Source organism: Cupriavidus sp. 05N39, assembly GCF_056397325.1.
On record NZ_JBFTNE010000121.1, the window covers coordinates 1 to 18,666 of the forward strand.

21 protein-coding genes are annotated in these 18,666 nt (G+C 68.6%); 13 read left to right on the top strand and 8 right to left on the bottom strand.

Annotation, left to right across the window (positions count from 1 at the left end):
• Window positions 1-257: hypothetical protein (locus AC1DN0_RS35305; RefSeq protein WP_477146389.1), on the bottom strand; the 257-nt coding region annotated here is incomplete at its 3' end.
• Between the two features lie 16 nt (window positions 258-273).
• Here AC1DN0_RS35305 and AC1DN0_RS35310 point away from each other — a divergent pair.
• The gene (locus AC1DN0_RS35310; protein ID WP_477146390.1) at window positions 274-1,305 is read left to right on the top strand and encodes a tyrosine recombinase XerC; all 1,032 of its coding nucleotides are present in this window, start codon (window positions 274-276) and stop codon (window positions 1,303-1,305) included.
• On the opposite strand, the gene AC1DN0_RS35315 is transcribed toward AC1DN0_RS35310, so the two are convergent.
• Window positions 1,302-2,261 (bottom strand): transcriptional regulator GcvA, encoded by a 960-nt coding sequence (locus tag AC1DN0_RS35315; protein WP_441636894.1) that lies wholly within the window; start codon window positions 2,259-2,261, stop codon window positions 1,302-1,304. The two genes, AC1DN0_RS35310 and AC1DN0_RS35315, sit on opposite strands and share 4 nt — an antisense overlap.
• Before the next feature lie 220 nt (window positions 2,262-2,481).
• Here AC1DN0_RS35315 and AC1DN0_RS35320 point away from each other — a divergent pair, with 220 nt between their 5' ends.
• The 9 genes from AC1DN0_RS35320 to pcp all read left to right on the top strand — a co-directional run bounded on the left by AC1DN0_RS35320 (window position 2,482) and on the right by pcp (window position 10,371).
• On the top strand, window positions 2,482-2,841 hold the full coding sequence (locus AC1DN0_RS35320) for a DUF2917 domain-containing protein (RefSeq protein ID WP_441636896.1): 360 nt from the start codon (window positions 2,482-2,484) through the stop codon (window positions 2,839-2,841).
• 156 nt (window positions 2,842-2,997) lie between these two features.
• Entirely contained in the window at window positions 2,998-3,729 is a 732-nt protein-coding gene (lipB, locus tag AC1DN0_RS35325) for a lipoyl(octanoyl) transferase LipB (RefSeq protein WP_441636898.1), read from the top strand.
• Window positions 3,730-3,772: 43 nt separating this feature from the next.
• A complete protein-coding gene (gene lipA, locus AC1DN0_RS35330; RefSeq protein ID WP_006161271.1) occupies window positions 3,773-4,768 on the top strand; it encodes a lipoyl synthase in 996 nt (331 codons plus the stop codon).
• 493 nt (window positions 4,769-5,261) lie between these two features.
• A complete protein-coding gene (pxpB, locus tag AC1DN0_RS35335; RefSeq protein ID WP_441636900.1) occupies window positions 5,262-5,912 on the top strand; it encodes a 5-oxoprolinase subunit PxpB in 651 nt (216 codons plus the stop codon).
• Between the two features lie 55 nt (window positions 5,913-5,967).
• Window positions 5,968-6,996, top strand: a complete 1,029-nt coding sequence (locus tag AC1DN0_RS35340; RefSeq protein ID WP_441636902.1) for a 5-oxoprolinase subunit C family protein — start codon at window positions 5,968-5,970, stop codon at window positions 6,994-6,996.
• Window positions 6,997-7,062: 66 nt separating this feature from the next.
• Window positions 7,063-7,803 (top strand): 5-oxoprolinase subunit PxpA, encoded by a 741-nt coding sequence (gene pxpA, locus AC1DN0_RS35345; RefSeq protein ID WP_035865170.1) that lies wholly within the window; start codon window positions 7,063-7,065, stop codon window positions 7,801-7,803.
• A 131-nt stretch (window positions 7,804-7,934) separates the two neighbouring features.
• Window positions 7,935-8,672 (top strand): DUF969 domain-containing protein, encoded by a 738-nt coding sequence (locus tag AC1DN0_RS35350; protein ID WP_441636904.1) that lies wholly within the window; start codon window positions 7,935-7,937, stop codon window positions 8,670-8,672.
• 3 nt (window positions 8,673-8,675) lie between these two features.
• On the top strand, window positions 8,676-9,626 hold the full coding sequence (locus tag AC1DN0_RS35355) for a DUF979 domain-containing protein (protein WP_441636906.1): 951 nt from the start codon (window positions 8,676-8,678) through the stop codon (window positions 9,624-9,626).
• A 70-nt stretch (window positions 9,627-9,696) separates the two neighbouring features.
• The gene (gene pcp / locus AC1DN0_RS35360; protein WP_441636907.1) at window positions 9,697-10,371 is read left to right on the top strand and encodes a pyroglutamyl-peptidase I; all 675 of its coding nucleotides are present in this window, start codon (window positions 9,697-9,699) and stop codon (window positions 10,369-10,371) included.
• Window positions 10,372-10,395: 24 nt separating this feature from the next.
• Here pcp and AC1DN0_RS35365 read toward each other — a convergent pair whose 3' ends face one another.
• From AC1DN0_RS35365 to AC1DN0_RS35385, 5 genes are all read right to left on the bottom strand, one after another.
• Entirely contained in the window at window positions 10,396-11,622 is a 1,227-nt protein-coding gene (locus AC1DN0_RS35365) for a VanZ family protein (RefSeq protein WP_477104650.1), read from the bottom strand.
• Between the two features lie 11 nt (window positions 11,623-11,633).
• A complete protein-coding gene (locus AC1DN0_RS35370) occupies window positions 11,634-12,272 on the bottom strand; it encodes an ABC-type transport auxiliary lipoprotein family protein (protein WP_441637217.1) in 639 nt (212 codons plus the stop codon).
• A gap of 119 nt (window positions 12,273-12,391) precedes the next feature.
• Window positions 12,392-13,333 carry an MlaD family protein gene (locus AC1DN0_RS35375; RefSeq protein WP_441637211.1) on the bottom strand — a complete coding sequence of 314 codons (942 nt, stop codon included), beginning with the start codon at window positions 13,331-13,333 and terminating at the stop codon, window positions 12,392-12,394.
• Window positions 13,330-14,205 (bottom strand): ABC transporter ATP-binding protein, encoded by an 876-nt coding sequence (locus tag AC1DN0_RS35380; RefSeq protein ID WP_441637210.1) that lies wholly within the window; start codon window positions 14,203-14,205, stop codon window positions 13,330-13,332. The genes AC1DN0_RS35375 and AC1DN0_RS35380 overlap by 4 nt, the downstream gene beginning before the upstream one ends.
• Entirely contained in the window at window positions 14,202-15,323 is a 1,122-nt protein-coding gene (locus AC1DN0_RS35385) for an MlaE family ABC transporter permease (RefSeq protein ID WP_441637215.1), read from the bottom strand. Before AC1DN0_RS35385 ends, AC1DN0_RS35380 begins: the two co-directional genes overlap by 4 nt.
• A 231-nt stretch (window positions 15,324-15,554) precedes the next feature.
• Between AC1DN0_RS35385 and AC1DN0_RS35390 the strand changes: the two genes are divergently transcribed.
• Genes AC1DN0_RS35390 through AC1DN0_RS35400 form a run of 3 tightly spaced genes read left to right on the top strand, consistent with a single transcriptional unit; the run spans window position 15,555 to window position 18,016 of the window.
• A complete protein-coding gene (locus AC1DN0_RS35390) occupies window positions 15,555-16,421 on the top strand; it encodes a biotin--[acetyl-CoA-carboxylase] ligase (RefSeq protein ID WP_441637208.1) in 867 nt (288 codons plus the stop codon).
• Window positions 16,418-17,269: a type III pantothenate kinase gene (locus AC1DN0_RS35395; RefSeq protein WP_441637206.1), complete on the top strand. Its 852-nt coding sequence runs from the start codon at window positions 16,418-16,420 to the stop codon at window positions 17,267-17,269. The genes AC1DN0_RS35390 and AC1DN0_RS35395 overlap by 4 nt, the downstream gene beginning before the upstream one ends.
• Window positions 17,270-17,320: 51 nt before the next feature.
• Entirely contained in the window at window positions 17,321-18,016 is a 696-nt protein-coding gene (locus AC1DN0_RS35400; protein WP_441637204.1) for an SPOR domain-containing protein, read from the top strand.
• A 15-nt stretch (window positions 18,017-18,031) separates the two neighbouring features.
• Here the strand turns inward: AC1DN0_RS35400 and rfaE2 are convergent, their stop codons facing one another.
• Window positions 18,032-18,526 carry a D-glycero-beta-D-manno-heptose 1-phosphate adenylyltransferase gene (gene rfaE2 / locus AC1DN0_RS35405; RefSeq protein WP_441637202.1) on the bottom strand — a complete coding sequence of 165 codons (495 nt, stop codon included), beginning with the start codon at window positions 18,524-18,526 and terminating at the stop codon, window positions 18,032-18,034.
• Window positions 18,527-18,666: the final 140 nt, after the last annotated feature.

Genomic DNA, 18,666 nt, shown 5'->3' on the forward strand with positions numbered 1-18,666 from the left:
CTGCCTACCTGGCGCAGATCGGCGAAGTGGCCGGCGCCGCGGTGATCCGGCTGCGTGACGAAACCGGGCGATGCACCGCAATCCCATCGCCGTGGCCGGGCAATGACGGCATCCCGTCCGCCCAGATCAGGTGGCGCGGCCGCGCGGCCGCGCAAGGCAGCGGCGCCGGCGGCCGGGAAGGCCGCCGCAGGCAAGACGCCATCGGATGCCGCCAGGTCCAGGTCACGCCAGGACGCCCCGGCGGAACCCCTCGGCAAGCCAGTGCCCGCCCCGGTGGTCCTGCGCTACCTGGAATGGCTGTCCAGCAGCCGCAAGCTGGCTGCCCACACCCTGACCAACTACGCCCGCGACCTGTCGGTCCTGCAGGCGCATGCCGAGCGCCATGCACCGGGCTGCGCGCTGTTATCGCTGCAGACCCACCATATCCGCGGCTTTGCCGCGCGCCTGCATGGCGGCGGCCTGGCCGGCACCAGTATCGCCCGCACGCTGTCGGCCTGGCGCGGTTTCTACCTGTGGGCCGCGCGCCATGGCCTTGGGGTGGAGGCCAATCCGGTCGACGGCGTGCGCGCGCCCAAGTCCGGGCACCGGCTGCCCAAGGCCTTGTCGGTGGAGCATGCGGTGGCGCTGGTCTCGCACAGCGCGGGCGAGCACAACGAGGGCCGGCGCGACCAGGCCGTCTACGAGCTGTTCTATTCCAGCGGCCTGCGCGTGTCGGAACTGGTGCAACTGGACCATCGCTACACCGAGGACGGGGAATACCGCTCCGCCGGCTGGATCGATATGGACGGCGCCGAAGTCACGGTGATCGGCAAGGGCTCGCGCCGCCGCACCGTTCCCGTCGGCAGCAAGGCGATGGAAGCCCTGCGCGCGTGGCTGGCGGTGCGCGCGGAGATGTCGCGCACCGGCGCGGCGCCGGAGGACGCGCATGCGCTGTTCCTCAGCGTGCGGGGAAGGCGCCTGCCGGTGCGCACCGTGCAACTGCGCATCAAGCAGCAGGCGATCCGGGCAGGCGTGCCCGCGGACGTGCATCCGCACATGTTGCGGCATTCCTTTGCCACCCATGTGCTGCAATCCTCCGGCGACCTGCGCGCGGTGCAGGAAATGCTTGGCCATGCCAGCGTGGCCACCACCCAGATCTATACCGCGCTGGATTTCCAGCACCTGGCCAAGGTTTACGACAAGGCGCACCCGCGCGCTGGCAGGGCGCACTCGGCACCGGCGCCGGCTGCCGCCCCGAAGGCCCCCGGGCCAGCGGCGGGCGAGTCCAACCCCCCGGCCACCCCGGCTGCCAAAGAAGACGACTAACCCTCCCACTGGGCCAGGATGCCGCGGAACGCTTCCATCTCCGGCAGCAGCCAGGCGCGGAAGGCTTTTACCTTGGGCGCCTCCAGCATGCTGGTCGAGCAGACGAAGTAAAGCAGCCATGGGCAGGTAATGCTGACGTCGAAGAGCCGGACCACGCGCCCGGACAGCAGGTCGTTATAGGCCAGCGAGGAACGGATCAGCGCAATGCCCTGGCCGGCTGCCGCCGCCTGCAGCAGCAGCGAGGAGTCTTCCAGCAGCAGGCCCTTGCGCGGCTCCGGCCAGTCCAGTCCGGCGGCTTCGAACCACGGTTTCCAGGGGTCGCCCTCGCCGCGCAGCAGCGACATGCCTTTCATGTCCTGCGGCCGTGCCGGCAGCTTGCCGCCGTTGAAGGCCGGGCTGCAGACCGGGAAGAACACGTCGTCCAGCAGCTTCTCCACATACAGGCCGGGATAGTCGCCGCTGCCCATGCGCAGCGCGATATCGACTTCCTCGCGCGCGAAATCCACCAGGGTGTTGGACGACAGCAACTCCACGTCAAGCTCGGGATGCTGTTCGATAAAGCTGCCGATGCGCGGCGTGAGCCAGCGCGCGGCGAAGGAGGGCATGGTGCTGATGGTGAGGCGCTTGTCGCGGTTGCCGGCCTGCAGCGCGCGCGTGGCATCGGCGATTTCCAGCAGGGCTTCGCGCACGCGTCCCGCGTAGGCCCGGCCGCCGGGCGTCAGGCTGACACGCTTGCCATTGCGCTCGAACAGGGCCTGGCCCAGTTCCTCCTCCAGCGCGCGGATCTGGTGGCTGACCGCGCCGTGGGTGACGAACAACTCGGTGGCCGCGCGCGAAAAACTCTCGTGGCGGGCAGCCGCCTCGAAGGCGCGCAGCGCGGTCAGCGGCGGCAGGCGCGGCAACTCGCGATGCCAGCCACGTGGCAAATCTCTCTCCCATGCTCCCTTCAGCGCCATCACTGACCTCGTCTTATGTGAGTTTCTCTAACAAGAACAAGGAAAATATATCGTTTTGGAAGGGCCGCGGCAATCACTAGAATGCAATGCATCGGCGCGCTGCCCGCACCGGTGCCAGTCAAGTACAAAGCATAGCCTGACAAGGGCTGGCGCGACTGGTGGCTGCCCATTCCGGGCAAGCGGGCGAGGGTGTCGACGATGTCAGTGAAGGATGCCCAACATGAAAACATTGCTCACAACGACCCTGTTCACCCTGAGCCCGGGCGAAGTTACCTCGCTTTCCATCCACGCCGAACAGCGCCTGCGCGTGGATGAGGCCACGGGGACCGATGTCTGGCTGACCCGCGAAGGCGATTCGGAAGATTACTGGCTGCGTTGCGGCGGTAGCCTGCTGCTCGCCAGCGGCGACGAAATCACGGTCAGCGTGGATCCGCGCGCCGCCGAGCCGGTACGCCTGGCCCTGATCGCCGAGGCCCGCCGGCCGGCCGTCAACCTGTCGCACCTGGTGGCACGCATGGCGCGGCGTTTGGTTCGAGGTACCGAATGGACGCCTAACCAGGACCAGATCACGGCCTCCTGACGAAGACGGCCGCGTGCGCGGCCATCTGCGGCTGGTGCATTCGCGCGATGACCCTGACCCTGGCAGGACCATCGCGGAGTGAAAGAGCACGAGACGGACAGAGCAAGAGAGGGGCGGCATCCTGTGAGATCCGCCCCTTTTCGTTAAACTGCCGGGATGCAATCGATACAAGTCATTGAGCAGGGCCGGCAAGAGTACGAGCCCTGTTTCGACGCGATGCGTGCCTTTACCGCCGCACGCACCGCCGATACCCCCGACCAGATCTGGCTGGTCGAGCATCCTCCGGTCTACACCCTCGGCCAGGCGGGAGATCCCGCGCACCTGCTGGCCCCGGACGAGGCGATCCCCGTGGTGCGGATCGATCGTGGAGGACAAGTCACTTACCACGGTCCGGGACAGGTCGTAGCCTATCTTCTGCTCGATCTGCGCCGGCGCCGCCTCATGGTTCGCGAGCTCGTCCATGCGATCGAGCAAGCCGTGCTGGACACGCTCGCGGCGTATAATCTCGCAGCCGAACGCAAGCCCGGCGCGCCTGGTATCTACCTTTGCGAAGGTCCGCACCAGGGCGCCAAGATCGCCGCGCTCGGCCTCAAGATCCGCAACGGCTGCAGCTATCACGGCGTCAGCCTCAACGTGCAGATGGACCTCGCGCCCTTCCTGCGCATCAACCCCTGCGGCTATGCCGGCCTGGAAACGGTCGACATGGCAACGGCGGGCGCCACCTTCCCGGTGGCCGATGCGGCTGGCGCGTCCCGCCTGCCCGTGACCGCGGCACAACAAGCCGATATCGCGCGGCGCCTTGCGGCGGCGTTGTGCGAAGTGCTGGCAGCGGCGCATGAGCGCGCCCTGGCAGCCGACCGGAACACCGCCGCGGCCCTGGCCACTTAGTCATCCAGCCGAATATGCACGCACCGCGCGTGCGGAGAACACTATGAGCGACGCCCTGATCGCCACTTCCAGCGAAGCCCCGCAACCCCAGGCGGAGCAGTACGACCCGACCCGCAAGCAGAAGTCGGCCGACAAGACCGCCCGCATCCCTATCAAGATCGTGCCGGCCGAGAAGCTCAAGAAGCCTGAGTGGATCCGCGTCAAGGCGGCCACCGGCAGCTCGCGCTTCTACGAGATCAAGGACATCCTGCGCGCCAACAACCTGGTGACGGTATGTGAGGAAGCGAGCTGCCCCAACATCGGCGAATGCTTCGGCAAGGGCACCGCGACCTTCATGATCATGGGCGACAAGTGCACGCGCCGCTGCCCGTTCTGCGACGTCGGCCACGGCCGTCCCGATCCGCTGGACGCCAGCGAGCCGGGCAACCTGGCACGCACCATTGCCCAGCTCAAGCTCAATTACGTGGTGATCACCAGCGTCGACCGCGACGACCTGCGCGACGGCGGTGCCCAGCACTTTGTCGATTGCATCACGCTGACCCGCGAGCTGTCGCCGGTCACCCGCATCGAAGTGCTGGTGCCGGATTTCCGCGGCCGCCTGGACAAGGCGCTGGACATCCTGCAATCCGGCCCGCCGGACGTGATGAACCACAATATGGAAACCGTGCCCCGCCTGTACAAGCAGGCGCGCCCGGGCGCCGACTACGCGCACTCGCTCAAGCTGCTGCAGGAATTCAAGCGCCGCAACCCCACCGTGGCCACCAAGTCCGGCCTGATGGTGGGTCTGGGCGAGACCGACGAGGAAATCCTCGAAGTCATGCGCGACATGCGCGCCCACGACATCGACATGCTGACTATCGGCCAGTACCTGGCGCCGTCGGGCCACCACCTGCCGGTGATGCGCTACGTGCATCCGGACACCTTCAAGATGTTCGAGGCCGAGGCATACAAGATGGGCTTCACCCATGCCGCCGTGGGCGCCATGGTGCGCAGCTCCTATCATGCGGACGAGCAGGCGCATAAGGCCGGCTTCGCCTGAGCCTGCCTGCGCGCCTCCGGGCGCCTTGGTTCATTGCAAAAAAACCGGCCGGTATCCACCCGGCCGGTTTTTTTCGCCTGCGGCAGCGGCTGCCGCCGCAGCTGGCGTTGCATGCACGCGACGGCGTGACCTCTTTCCCTGAAATTTCTTCCATCGCACCCGTCGGCGCGGGCGGGGCCGCGCGCCGCGCGATCGCACCGGACCGGCGCATGGCGGGAGCCCTCGCGAGCGCTCCCGCACCGAAGGCATTCGCCGCATCGGCCGGCCGCACCAGGACAGGGCGCAGGGCCCGTCACGCACAACACTTTGCGTGGGAAATCCTAGGGTCTACACCTAGCCCCAGCATCTTATTGTTTGGTTATCATGAATTTATCGACAAATTGTCGATGAAAAAAGATTCTGCTCACGGACCGGATTGCAGCCGGCGTCGTCCCTGACCAAGTCCGGTGCGCGCGCCTACACTGCAAGACAGGTCCCCCTGCCGGTGCTTCCCATGACCCGATGTTCCGTTCACCGCCTGGCCGAGCGCGCGCTGCTGTGCAGCGTGCCGCCGCCGGCCTCGCTTGATGTACAGCGACGTATCTGGGCCATGGCCCAGCGCGCGGCCGAGTGGCGCGGCGTGGTCGACGCGGTGCCCGGCATGAACAACCTCACCGTGGTGTTTGACCGCGATGCCGATCCCGAAGCGCTGGAACGCAACCTGAAGCTGGCCTGGGCGTCGGGCGAGGCGCGCGCGGCGACAGGCAGGCTGGTCGAGATCCCGGTGCGCTACGGCGGCGAATTCGGCCCCGACCTGGCCGAGGTGGCCGCGCATACCGGCCTCACGGCGCAGGAAGTGGTGCGCCGCCACAGCGAGGGCGAGTACGTCGTTTACTTCCTCGGTTTCCAGCCCGGCTTCGCCTATATGGGCGGCATGGACCCGGCGCTGGCCACGCCTCGGCGGCGCGAGCCGCGGCTGTCGGTGCCGGCCGGCTCGGTCGGCATCGGCGGCGAGCAGACCGGCATCTATCCGGCCGCCGCTCCCGGCGGATGGCAACTGATCGGACACACAACCAGCGAACTCTTCGTCGCCGACCGCGATCCGCCTTCCTTGTTCGCACCGGGCGACACGGTGCGCTTTGTCGTCGAGGCGCTGCTGCCATGAACCGTATGCCATCACCCGTTGCACCCGCTGCTGCGACTGTGCGGAGGGTCCGCGCATGATCGAGATCATTCGCCCTGGCGCGCTCGCCTCGGTCCAGGACCTCGGCCGCCCCGGCTTTCGCCGCTTCGGCGTGGGCACCGCGGGCGCGCTCGATACGGTCGCGCTCACCATCGGCAACCGCCTGCTCGGCAATCCGGCGGGCGATGCCGCCATCGAATTCACGCTGGGCCGCGCCGCCGTGCGCTTCCACGCCGACATGCGCGTCGCGCTGACCGGCGCCGAGTGCCGGGCCAACCTGGACGGCGTGCCGGTGTGGTCGTGGCATGCCTTCGACGTGCGCCGCGGCGAAACGCTGACGCTGTCGGCGGCGCAGGGTGGCACCCGTACCTATTTGTGCGTGGCGGGCGGCATCGCCGTGGCGCCGGTGATGGACTCGCGCAGCACCGATCTCAAGGCCGGCTTTGGCGGCCTGGGTGGCCGGGCGCTGCATGAAGGCGACCGCTTCGATGCCGGCCGGCCCGGCGTGGCCGAGGACAGCGACTGGCTGGGCGTGCAGGCTCCGGCCTGGGCGCTGCCGGTGACGAAGCTCGGCAACGCCACGCCGATCCGCATGCTGCCTGGCATCGAATACGAGGACTTCGACGCCGCCGCGCATGAGGCGCTGTGGCAGTCCGACTGGATCGTCACGCCCAACAGCAATCGCATGGGCTTGCGCCTGCAAGGCCCGGCGCTGGCCCGCCAGCCTGAGCGTGCCGCCGACCTGCTCTCGCACGGCGTGCTGCCGGGCGTAGTGCAGGTGCCGCCGGCCGGCCAGCCCATCGTGCTGATGGCCGACGCGCAGACCACCGGCGGCTATCCCAAGATCGGCGTGGTGATCGGCGCCGACCTGTGGCGGCTGGCGCAGGTGCCGCTGGGCGCGCCGGTGCGCTTCGTGCGCGTCACGCTGGAAGAGGCCGCTGCGGCGCAGGCCGAGCTGGATCGCTACCTGCAGCAACTGGACCAGGCACTGCAATGGCAGGGAGACGGCATGGTGATCGCCTCGCGGCGGCGCACGCGCAGCCACGCGGCCGCGGCCGTGGCCTGAGCGCCGCCGGATGACAGCAACCCCCAAACCTCAGGACAAGCCGCAAGACCGGTGAGGAGTATCGCAATGCATATCGACCTGAACGCCGACCTCGGCGAAGGCTGCGGCAACGACCGCGAACTGCTGGGACTGATCAGCTCGGCCAACGTCGCCTGCGGCTGGCACGCCGGCGACGCCGCCACCATGCTGCAGACCGTGAAGTGGGCGCTGGAGCAGGGCGTCGCCATCGGCGCGCATCCGAGCTATCCGGACCGCGAGAACTTTGGCCGCACCGAGATGCAGCTCGATCCCGAAGTGGTGTACGCGAACACGCTCTACCAGATCGGCGCGCTGGCCGCGCTGGTGCGCTCGCAGGGCGGGCAACTGGCCCACGTCAAGGCGCACGGCGCGCTCTACAACCAGGCCGCCAGGGATCCCAGGCTGGCCGACGCCATCGTGCGCGCGGTGCGCGACTTCGATTCCGACCTGGTCTTCTTCGGCCTGGCCGGCAGTGTCATGGTGAAGGTGGCGCGCGAAGCCGGCCTCAAGGTGAAGGAAGAAGTCTTTGCCGACCGCGGCTACAACCCGGATGGCTCGCTGGTCAAGCGCGGGACGCCCGGCGCGCTGCACGAAGACGAAGACGTGGCGCTTGGCCAGACCCTGCAGATGGTGCGCGAGCAGCGCGTGCGCGCCATCGACGGCAGCTATGTACCGATTCGCGCCGAAACCGTGTGTCTGCACGGCGACGGCGCACACGCGCTTGCCTTTGCGCGCCGCATCCGCGAACGGCTCGGCGCCGAAGGCATCGCAATCCGCGCCGGAGGCTGAAGGGGCACACCACACGGTAAACGCAACGGACGCGCCCCCAGGCTTCCGGTATTCACTGTGACCCGCGCGATGTCGAGCAGCATGACGCGACGCGTGGCACTCGCCTCCATCACACTCTATTGGTGTCTCTCATGGAACAGGCAGTCAACCTCTGGCCCTTAGTTGGGGTCGGCATCATCATCCTCGGCTTCGTGCTGCGCTTCAATCCCATGATGGTGGTGGCGCTTGCCGCCATCGCCACCGGGCTGGCGGCGCCTATGCCGGTCATGCAGATCTTCACGGCGATCGGCACCGCCTTCGTCAAGACGCGCAACCTGCCGCTCATCATCCTGTTGCCGCTGGCGGTGATCGGCCTGCTCGAGCGGCACGGGCTGCGCGAGCACGCGCAAGCCTGGATCTCGCGCATCGCCTCGGCCACGGTCGGGCGCCTGCTGATCGTCTACCTCGGCGTGCGCGAGCTCACCGCGGCGGTGGGCCTGACCAGCCTCGGCGGCCACCCGCAGATGGTGCGTCCGCTGCTGGCCCCGATGGCCGAAGGCGCGGCCGAGACCCGTTTCGGCAAGCTGCCCGAGCCGGTCCGCCAGCGCGTGCTGGCCTTCTGCGCGGCTACCGACAACGTCGGCCTGTTCTTCGGCGAGGACATCTTCGTGGCCTTCGGCGCGATCGCGCTGATGCACACCTTCCTGCTGTCGTCGAACATCGATGTGGAGCCGCTGCATATCGCCGTGTGGGGCATCCCGACCGCGGTCTGCGCCTTCCTGATCCATGCCGTGCGCCTCAAGCGCCTGGATATGTGGCTGGAACGCGAAGTGGGCGGCAAGGCTGCGGCCGCCGCAGGTACGGCGGCTACGGCCAAGAGCGGGGAGTAAGCCATGATCATTTCCATCGAGTACCTCTACTGGCTCGCCGGCCTGGTCCTGGCCATCACCTCGCTGATGATTTTCGCGGACCGCGACCATCCGCGCCGGCTCAGCACGGGTTTGTTCTGGGCGCTGTATGCGCTGGTGTTCCTGATCGGTGACAAGCTGCCGCCGGCCGTCGTCGGCGTTGGCGCCGTGGTGATGGCGCTGATCGCGGGCTTTGGCGGGGTTGGCCACGGCAAGCACGGCACGCTGCCGGAAGAAGAGCGCCGCGCCTCGGCCAAGCGCCTTGGCAACAAGCTGTTCATCCCGGCCCTGCTGATTCCGCTGGTGACGGTGATCGGCACCGTGCTGTTCAAGGACGTGAAGATCGCCGGCCTGCCGCTGCTGGACCCCAAGAACGTGACCTTCGTCTCGCTGGGCGTCGGCTGCCTGGTCGCGCTGGCCGCGGCCTGCTGGCTCACCCGCGATACTGTGGTGCAGGGCGTGCGCGAGTCGCGCCGCCTGACCGAGTCGCTCGGCTGGGCGCTGGTGCTGCCGCAGATGCTGGCCATGCTTGGCCTGGTGTTTGCCGATGCCGGTGTGGGCAAGGCGGTGGCGTACCTGACCACGGCTTACATCAACATGGACTACAAACTGGTGGCCGTGGTGGTGTACTGCGTGGGCATGGCGCTGTTCACCGTGATCATGGGCAATGGCTTCGCCGCTTTCCCGGTGATGACCGGCGGCATCGGCGTGCCCATCCTGGTGAACATGTTCCACGGCAACCCGGCGGTGATGGCGGCTATCGGCATGTTCTCCGGTTACTGCGGCACGCTGATGACGCCGATGGCGGCCAACTTCAACATCGTGCCTGCCGCGCTGCTGGAGCTGGACGACAAGAACGCCGTGATCCGGGCGCAGGTGCCGACCGCGCTGATGATCCTGGTGGCCAATATCGCGCTGCTGTATTTCCTGATGTAAGAACGCGGTCCAGCCGCGAAAGTTTGGCCAGGGGCCCGGGCAACCGGACTTCGGGCCGGGAGTCCCCGCCATGCGTACCGTGCTGCTGACCGGTTTCGAGCCGTTCGAAAGCGAACCTATCAATCCGTCCTGGGAGGCCGTTCGCGCGCTCGACGGCGAGCGCATCGGCGGCACGCCCGATGGCGCCGATGCGGCCTTGATCGTCGCGCGCCAGTTGCCTTGCGTATTTGGCGCCGCCAACGACGTCATGGCGGACCTGCTCGATGCGCTGCAGCCCGTGCTGGTGATCGCGGTGGGGCAGGCGGGCGGGCGCCCGGAAATGTCGGTGGAGCGCGTGGCGATCAATGTCGACGATGCGCGCATCGCCGACAACGCCGGCGCGCAGCCCGTCGATAGCCGCATCGCGGAGGATGGCCCCGCGGCGTATTTTTCCAGCCTGCCAATCAAGGCCATCGTGCGCCGGATGCGCACGGCTGGCGTGCCGGCCTCGGTTTCGCAGACCGCCGGCACCTTCGTCTGCAATCACGTGTTTTACGGGCTGATGCACTTGCTGGCGACGCAAAGCGTGCCGGCGGGCGTGCGTGGCGGCTTCATCCATATTCCTTATCTGCCGGAGCAGGCCGCGCGGCATCCGGGCCAGCCCAGCCTGGCGCTGGCCACGATGATCGACGGCATCCGCTGCGCGGTGGCTACCGCGCTGTCGACGCAGGACGATATCCGCGAGCAGGGCGGCCAGACGCACTGAAGCGGTCAGGCCCCGGGCGGTGGCCTATCCCTTTTTCGCCGCCGCCTGCCGCCGCAGCTTGCGGCGTGCGCGCCGCAAGCTGCGGCGGTCCAGCTGGAATTGCTCGAAGCGCCAGATCAGGTAGAACAGCGCCAGGAACGGCCACATCCAGGCCAGCCACTGCGCCAGGCTGTTGAAGTGGATGAAGCGGCCCAGGCGCCAGCCCTGCTCCGAGATCCAGGAATAGGGATTGGCGGGCAGCAGGTTGGACAGCAGCACCAGCAACATCAGCGCGGCCAGCGCCAGCGCGCCGCGCAGCCAGCGCGGCAGCCGCAATAGCAATACCAGCACCAGCGAGCCCGTCAGCAGGGCGAAACGGCCGCCTTCGGACAGCCAGTTGAAGGCGTTGTCGTCCGGGAACTGCAGTTCCGCCACGGCCGCCTTGAGCAGCAGCGTGCAGGCCAGCAAGCCGGCCAGAATGCGCAGCATCGGGGCATTGCGCCGCATCGCCGCCGAGGCGAACAGCCCGGTGCCGACCCATCCGCACGCGGTCACCAGCGATTCCAGCAACTGCTGTCCCTGCACGTCGTCGGGCCGCAGCAGGCCTACGCTTTCGATCAGGTCGGGCAGCGTCGGGAACATGCCTTGCAGCCACTGCACGGGCCAGGAGTCGGGGTCGGTCAGCCACTCGCGCACGATCGCGCCCATGCCGAACAGGTGCTCCTGCGGGAAGATCTGCGCGAACGGCCACAGCAGCAGCAGGATGATGGCGAAGCTGGCATGTGGCTCGAACCAGGCCATGCGCAACTGGCGCAGCGAGCCGCGGTCGATCAGCGCGGCCGAGAAGGGCGCCACCACGGCGCCGCCCAGCAGGGCGCCCAGCGCATTGGTGATCAGGTCGATATTGGACGAGATGCGGTTGGGCAGCCAGGTTTGCAGCGCTTCCATGCAGCCTGAGAGCAGCGCGCCCGCCACCAGCGCCAGCAGCGTCGCGCGCGCGCCGGACACGCGCGGGTGCAGGGACAGCACCAACAGCGCGCCGAAGGGGCAATAGCCGAGCACATTGGTGATGAGATCGAACTCGGTCAGGTAGCGCGGCTTGGGCGCGGTGAGGAAGGCCAGCGGTGAGATGCCGTTGTCGGTCCAGCCCGTGAACGGAAAGAGGCTGCCGTAGATCACCAGAAGGGTGAAGCACAGCAGCCCCACCCGCGCCAGCGGCGAATGGCGGGGCGTGGGCGGCAAGGGAGTGAGCGGAGCGGGTGCCGATGCCATGCGGGACCGGGTTATTGCAGCGGTAGCGTGGCCACCCAGTCGAGGATCGCCGCGATGGCGGCGTCGGTGCCCGTGGCGAGCGCCTTGACGCCGCCGGCGCCATCGGCCGTGGGCGCGGGCTGCGCCACCACGAAGGTCTTCTGCCCGCGCAGCCCGTTGCGGAACACGCTGGCACGCACCCGGATCACGCCGCGGCTGGCGCTGGCGCTGTCGAAGACCTGCTCGAACTCCAGCATGTCGATCTTCAGCGCCGGCGTGGCGGTATCGCCGAACCAGGTCAGCGCCCCGCGCGAGGCCACCGCTTCACGCAGGCGGTCGTCGAACAGGCGCACCGGCGACATCACCCAGCGCTGGGTGGCATAGGGCTGCAGGCGCTCGGCCTGGGCGTAGTGCAGGCGATAGAAGAGTGAGTTGCCGTCCATCCAGGTGGGGCCGTCGGTTTGCGCCACGCGCATCCTGGGCAGGGGCGTGGCGCCGGGCGCCGCCCCGGCCGGCGGGCCCAGGTCGTAGGTGATGGTGGACGTGGAGGGCGTGAGGGCGCAGCCGCCCAGCAGCAGGCCGGCCAGCGCGATGCCGGCGGCAAGCCGGCGCGGCAGGCCGCAAACGCCGGAGGTGCCGGAACGATCTGGCCGGAGATGGGCGGTGCGCATCATGGATTGCCTCGGTTTGCCCGTGGGGCTCGGATTGCTCGAAGGGTTTGCCGTGCGCACCTGGCGGACCAGGCGCGCGGCGATTGCTTGGGGGCGCGGGATCACGGTACCTGTTCCGCTCACGGCGCCTGGAAGCCAGGCTCGCCGGGGCCCGGCATGGTGGCCGGGCCGCCGAACAGCACGCTGCGCGGGCTGTCGTTGAACTGGCTGGCGGCGCGGTCGATGCTGCGCATGGTCTGGCGCGCATCGCGCGCGAGCCCGTTGATCTGCGGCAGCGTATCCTGGCTGACGCCACCGGCGGCCGACTGGATCGAATCGGCGGCGCCCTGCAGGTCGTGCCCGACGCGGTCAATGGTGCGCAGCACGGTGCCGTTCGGGCTGGCCAGTTCCTGGGTCAGGCGCCGCGTCGAGGCCAGCGTGGCGTTCAGGTTTTCGGTCACCTGCGGCAGTTGGCGCACCGCCGGCGCGAGCGAGTTGGCCAGCTGAGAGTAGTCGTCGGCGGTCTTGCGCACCGAGCGGATCGCGCCCATCAGTTCGCGCCGGTTGTCGGCCTGGAACATGTCGTTGAGCGAGCCCATGATCGTTTCGAGCTGTGTCAGCAAGCTGTCGCCGCGCTTTTCCAGCTCTTCGAAGAAGCCGGCCCGCATGGTGATGCGCGCCACCGACTTGGAGGAGGTGGCCAGATGGGGCGATGGCGTGCCGCCCTCCTGCGCGGTGGTGTCGTCGAGCTGCACATAGCCGATCCCGGTCACGCCCTGGAAGCCGAGCGTGGCATAGGTGGTGCGGGTGATCGGGGTGTCCTGGTTGACGCTGATGCGCACGATGATCTGGCCCGGCACGGCGGGATCGAAGCGGATCGACACCACCTTGCCCACGTCCAGCCCGCGGTACTTGACGTCGGCCTGCGGCCCCAGCCCGTTGACGGTGGAGCGGGTGATCAGGTCGTAGGGCACGCGCACCGCGTGGTCGCTGCTGAACCAGAAGATCGAGAACAGCACCAGGATGGCGAGGCCGATCGTAAAAACGCCCGCGAGGAAGGCGTTTGACTTGTTTTCCATCATGCTTCTCCAGATTGCGGGCCCGCCGGTGTCACCGCCAGGGCCTGCATGGCGCGTTGCCCGCGCTCGCCCAGGAAATACTCGCGGATGAACGGGTGGTCGATATGCACCAGTTCGGGTATCGGCAGCGCTGCCAGCACCTTGCGGTCCGCCAGCACGGCGACGCGGTCGGACAGCGCCACCAGGGTGTCGAGGTCGTGGGTCACCATCACCACGGTCAGGCCCAGTTCGCGGCGCAGTTCGCAGATCAGCGCCACGTAGTCGTCGGAGGCCATCGGATCCAGCCCGGCGGTGGGCTCGTCCAGGAACACCAGTTCGGGCTCCAGGGCCAGCGCGCGGGCCAGCGCCACGCGCTTGATCATGCCGCCGGACAGGTCGGACGGCATCTTGTCCGCGTCGCGGGCGGACAGCCCCACCAACTGCAGCTTGAGCAGCGAAGCCTGGCAGATGAGATCGTCGGGCAGGGTGCGAAGTTCGCGCAGCGGCAGCGCGATATTGTCGATCACCGACAGCGCGGAAAACAGCGCGCCGCGCTGGAACTGCAGGCCCCAGCGGTTGCGCAGGGCTTGCAGGCGCGCGGCATCGAGCCGCATCAGGTCCTCGCCGAACACGCGGATGGTGCCTGAGGTGGGCCGGTCCAGCCCGACGATCTGGCGCAGCAGCACGGTCTTGCCGCTGCCCGAGCCGCCGACGATGGACAGCACTTCGCCACGATAGACATCGAGGTTCAGGTGGTCGTGCACGACCGCCTCGCCAAAGCGCTTGACGAGGTCGCGCACTTCGATGACGGTAGTGCGCCCGGATTCTTGCGCCGTGCCGGGCATGGAGGCCGGGCGGGCCGCTTGTGGCGTCGTGGAAGCGGTGGCGGTTGTCATAGTCCGATGTCCTTGAACAGGATGGCGAAGATCGCATCGGCAATGATCACCACCGTGATCGAGGTCACCACCGAGGCGGTGGTGCCTTCGCCCAGGCTGCGCGTATTGGGCTGGATGCGCAAGCCGAAATGGCAGGCGGTGATCGCGATCAGGATGCCGAACACCACGCCCTTGCCCAGCCCCATCCACAGGTTGGCCACCGGCACCGCATCGGGCAGCGCGCGCAGGAAGAAGGCCACGCTGATATCGAGCTGGAATTTGGCCGCCAGCATGCCGCCGGCCAGCGCCAGCACGTCGGTCCACGCCACCAGCAGCGGCATGGCGATGGCCAGCGCGATCACACGCGGCATGATCAGCCGGAAGCCGTGCGAGATGCCCATCACGCGCATGGCGTCGAGCTCCTCGGTGACGCGCATCACGCCGATCTGCGCGGTGATGGCCGAGCCCGAGCGGCCGGCGATCAGGATGGCCGCCAGCACCGGCCCCAGTTCGCGGATCACCGCCATGCCCAGGATGTTGACGATGAAGATGCTGGCGCCGAAGGTGCGCAACTGGTTGGCGGACAGGTACGACAGCACGATGCCGATGAGGAAGCCCACCAGCGCGGTAATGCCGAGCGCTTTATAGCCGACGTTGTAGATGTTGGCCGAGATCTCGCGCCAGGGGCCGCGATGCGGCGCGCGCGCCAGGCGCAGCAGGTCGAAGGCCAGCTGGCCCAGCATGGTCACGCCGTTGCCGAGTTGCGAGAACATCGACAGGATCGAGGCGCCGAACAGTGTCACCGGGTTGAACCGGTCCACGATATGTTTCTTCCAGTTTTCGCGGCGCAGGCCGGCGATGCGCGCGAACACCCGCCGCTGGGCCTCGCTGGCCTCAAGGCGCTCGGGCAGCTTGCCGCCCCAGGCCTGCCACATCAGTTGCGCGCCGATGTGGTCGAGCCGGCCGAGGCCGGCCAGCGACCAGTGCGAATCCGTGGCAATCGCATGCAAGTCATGGCGCAGGCCGCGCGCGTGGTGGCAGTCCGAGAGCGCCAGCGCGGTCCAGTCGCCGCGCAATCGCACCGTCGCCGCTCCGTCCGCGCGCGTCACTTCGATGGCTGGCGTGGTAAGGCTTTCCAAAGGATGGGTGGAAGTGATGGGCAAGTCCCGATTCTATGCCACCCGCAGGGTCAGCGGGCGCCCGGACCGCCTCGGCGGCGGATTCGCGCGGCTACAATGCGGGCTGGATTCCCCGCGCGGTCCCGGCTGCGCGGCCTGTTCCACCGACGCAAGCCGTACCTCTCGTACTTCTTGCGCACGTTGTGCCCTTTGCGCCCTTCGTGCCCTTTGTGCCGTCCAACGCCGATTCGCATGTCCGCAGACCCATCCTTGCCGCCGTCCGCCCCGCCAGCCCCGGCCTGGCGCATCGACTCCGACCGCCTGCGCGCCGCGCTCACGGGTGCCGCCAGCGGCTGGACCCTCGACGTCGTCGACGAGACCGGCTCGACCAATGCCGACCTGACGCAGGCCTGCCGCAGCGCGCCGTGGACCGAGGCCGGCGCGCTGCGCCTGGCCTACCGCCAGACCGCGGGCCGCGGCCGCCAGGGCCGTCCCTGGCAGGGCCAGGCCGGGCTGACCTTCTCGGTGGCGATGCCATTGCCGCTGGCGCCGTCGCAACTCAGCGGGCTGAGCCTGGCGGTGGGGCTGGCGCTGGCCGAGGCGCTGGCCGACTGCGATGCGCGGCTCGGCGCCGCCGTGGGCCTGAAATGGCCCAACGACCTGCAGATCGACGGCCGCAAGCTGGCCGGCATCCTGATTGAGTCGGTGCCGGCAGGGCCGCAGCGCGTCTGGGCGGTGATCGGCATCGGCCTGAACCTGGTACGCGATGCGCAGATGGAGGCCGCGCTCGGGCGCAGCCTGGCCGGCGTGACCGAATACCTGCCGGATTGCGATCCCACCGCCTTGCTGGCCGCCGTGCTGAACCGGCTGGCGACGATGCGCGACGATTTCCTGGCGCGGGGATTCGCGCCGATGGCGGCCCGCTGGTCGGCCCGCGACGCGTATCGCGACCAGCCGGTGCGCCTGCTGCACGACGGCCGCGTGCAGGCCGAAGGCCTGGCGCGCGGCGTGGACGGCGACGGCCACTTGTTGCTTGAAACGCCGATGGGCCTGGAGCGCATCGCCAGCGGCGAAGTCTCGCTACGCCCGGCGGACGAAGGCCCGGGAGCGGGCGCATGAGCTTTTCCACCGCCGGCATGCCGCGCGTGCCGCAACTGCTGATCGATATCGGCAACACCCGCCTGAAATGGGCCTGGTGCGAAGACGCCTGGTCCGGCGCTGTGTTGCACGAGGCGCCGCTGCCCACGCCGTGGCAGCACGGCGGCGCCGTGGCACACGACGCACTGTCCACGCTGGTGGCGCAATGGGCGTCGCTGCGGACGGCCGGTCCCGCCGGCGCCCGGCCGCAGGTGTGGGTCAGCAACGTAGCCGGCCCGGCCATCGCCGCCAGCCTGCAAGCCACGCTGGACACCGTGTTCGGCCCCGGCGCCGGTGTGAACTGGGTACGCTCGGGCCCGCGCTTCGGCGGCCTGGTCAACGGCTACCGCGATCCCGCCCAGCTCGGCGTCGACCGCTGGATCGGCAGCATCGGCGCGCGGTGCTACCGGCCGGAGGGTGCGCTGCTGATCGTCACCGCCGGCACCGCCACCACGCTCGACGTGGTGAGCGCGCAGGACCGTTTCGAGGGCGGGCTGATCCTGCCCGGCCTGGACCTGATGCTGGGCGCGCTGGCGCAGAACACCGCGCAATTGCCAGCCCTGGGCGTCGGCGACACCGGGCTGGCCGCACCCTGGGCCGACAACACCCGGGACGCCATTGCCGCCGGCTGCCTGGCGGCGCAGGCCGGTGCGGTGGAGCGCACCTGGCGTGCCCTCGGCGAGCGCGGTCCGGTACGCTGCCTGCTGTCCGGCGGCGCCCGCCATATGCTGGCGAACGCCCTCTCGATGCCGTTCGAGATGCACGATAATCTCGTGCTGCTCGGCCTGCATGTGATGGCCTCGCGGAGCCGGGCCGATGCCCTGGACTGATCTGCGCCGGCCATTGTTCTCCAAGCCTCTCGTTTCCCCTGCATCGCCCCCATGCTCCAACGAAGCCTGTTAATCCTGCTGGTCCTGGTCAATGCGCTGCTGCTGGCGGCCGTGCTGGGCGCTTTCGGCCCACAGCCCCTGGCTGGCTGGATGGAAAGCGCGCGCGAACCCGGACGCGCCGCCCAGCAGACCCGCGCGGAACGATTCCGCCAGATGGCGCGGGAGGACCGGGCAAGCCCGGCATCCGCGCCGGCGCTTCAGCCTGCCGCGCATGCCGCCGCGTCCACCATGGCCTGCGTGGAGATCGGTGGCTTCAACGGCGACCTGGTGCGGCGCGTGGCCGATGAACTGGCAGGCGCACCGGCCGGCGCCTGGCGGGTGGAGCAGTTCGAGCGGCAGGAGCAAGCGCGCTGGTGGGTTCACCTGCCGCCGCAGTCCACGCGCGAGAACCTGCAGCGCAAGCTCGGTGAGTTGCGCCGGCGCAACATCACCGATGTGTCGGTGGTCAGCGCGGGGACGCCCGAAACCTATACGGTGTCGCTGGGCCTGTTCCAGGAGCGCGAGCATGCCGAGCATTTCCTGGACAACCTGCGCGAGCACGGCGTGCGTACCGCGGTGCTGAGCGACACGCCGCATCCGCTCACGCGCCAGTGGCTGCGCGTGCGCAATGCCGACGCGGCGCTGCGTACGCGGCTTGACGAGATGCGCCGGCGCTACGGCGTGCAGGACATGCTCAGCTGCGCCTGATGCGCCGCTGGCGGATTACTGCACCTGGCGAACCTTGGACAGCAGCTTGGTAGTGGAACGGTCGTGCAGGAAGGCGATGGCATGGGCTTGCCCGCCCCAGCTGCGCACCAGCCGCGTTTCTTCCAGCGTATCGATATCGTAGTCGCCGCCCTTGACGTAGATGTCCGGGCGCACCAGCCGGATCAGCTCGACCGGCGTTTTCTCGCGGAACATCACCACCAGGTCCACGGATGCCAGCGCGGCGACCAGCGCCATGCGGTCCGACTCGTGATTGAGGGGGCGGTCGTCGCCTTTGCCGAGCATGCGGACGGAGGCGTCGCTGTTGACGCCCACAACCAGGCTCGCGCCGAAGGCTTTGGCTTGCGCGAGGTAGGTGGCGTGGCCGCGGTGGAGGATGTCGAAGACGCCGTTGGTGAAGACGAGCGGGCGTGGGAGGGCGGCTAGCTTTTCGGTCAGGTCGTTGGGGGTGTTGGTGGTGACTAGCTTGGATTCGAAGGCTGGGGTGGACATGGTGGTGGCTGGTTTTGGGTAAGTCAAAAGCTTAACGTCAAAGGCTTAAAGTCAAAGGCAGTTTCACCACCCCTGCGGGGCGGCGACCTACTTTTTTGTCTTGCCAAAAAAGTAGGCAAAAAAGGCGTGCCGGATGGGGC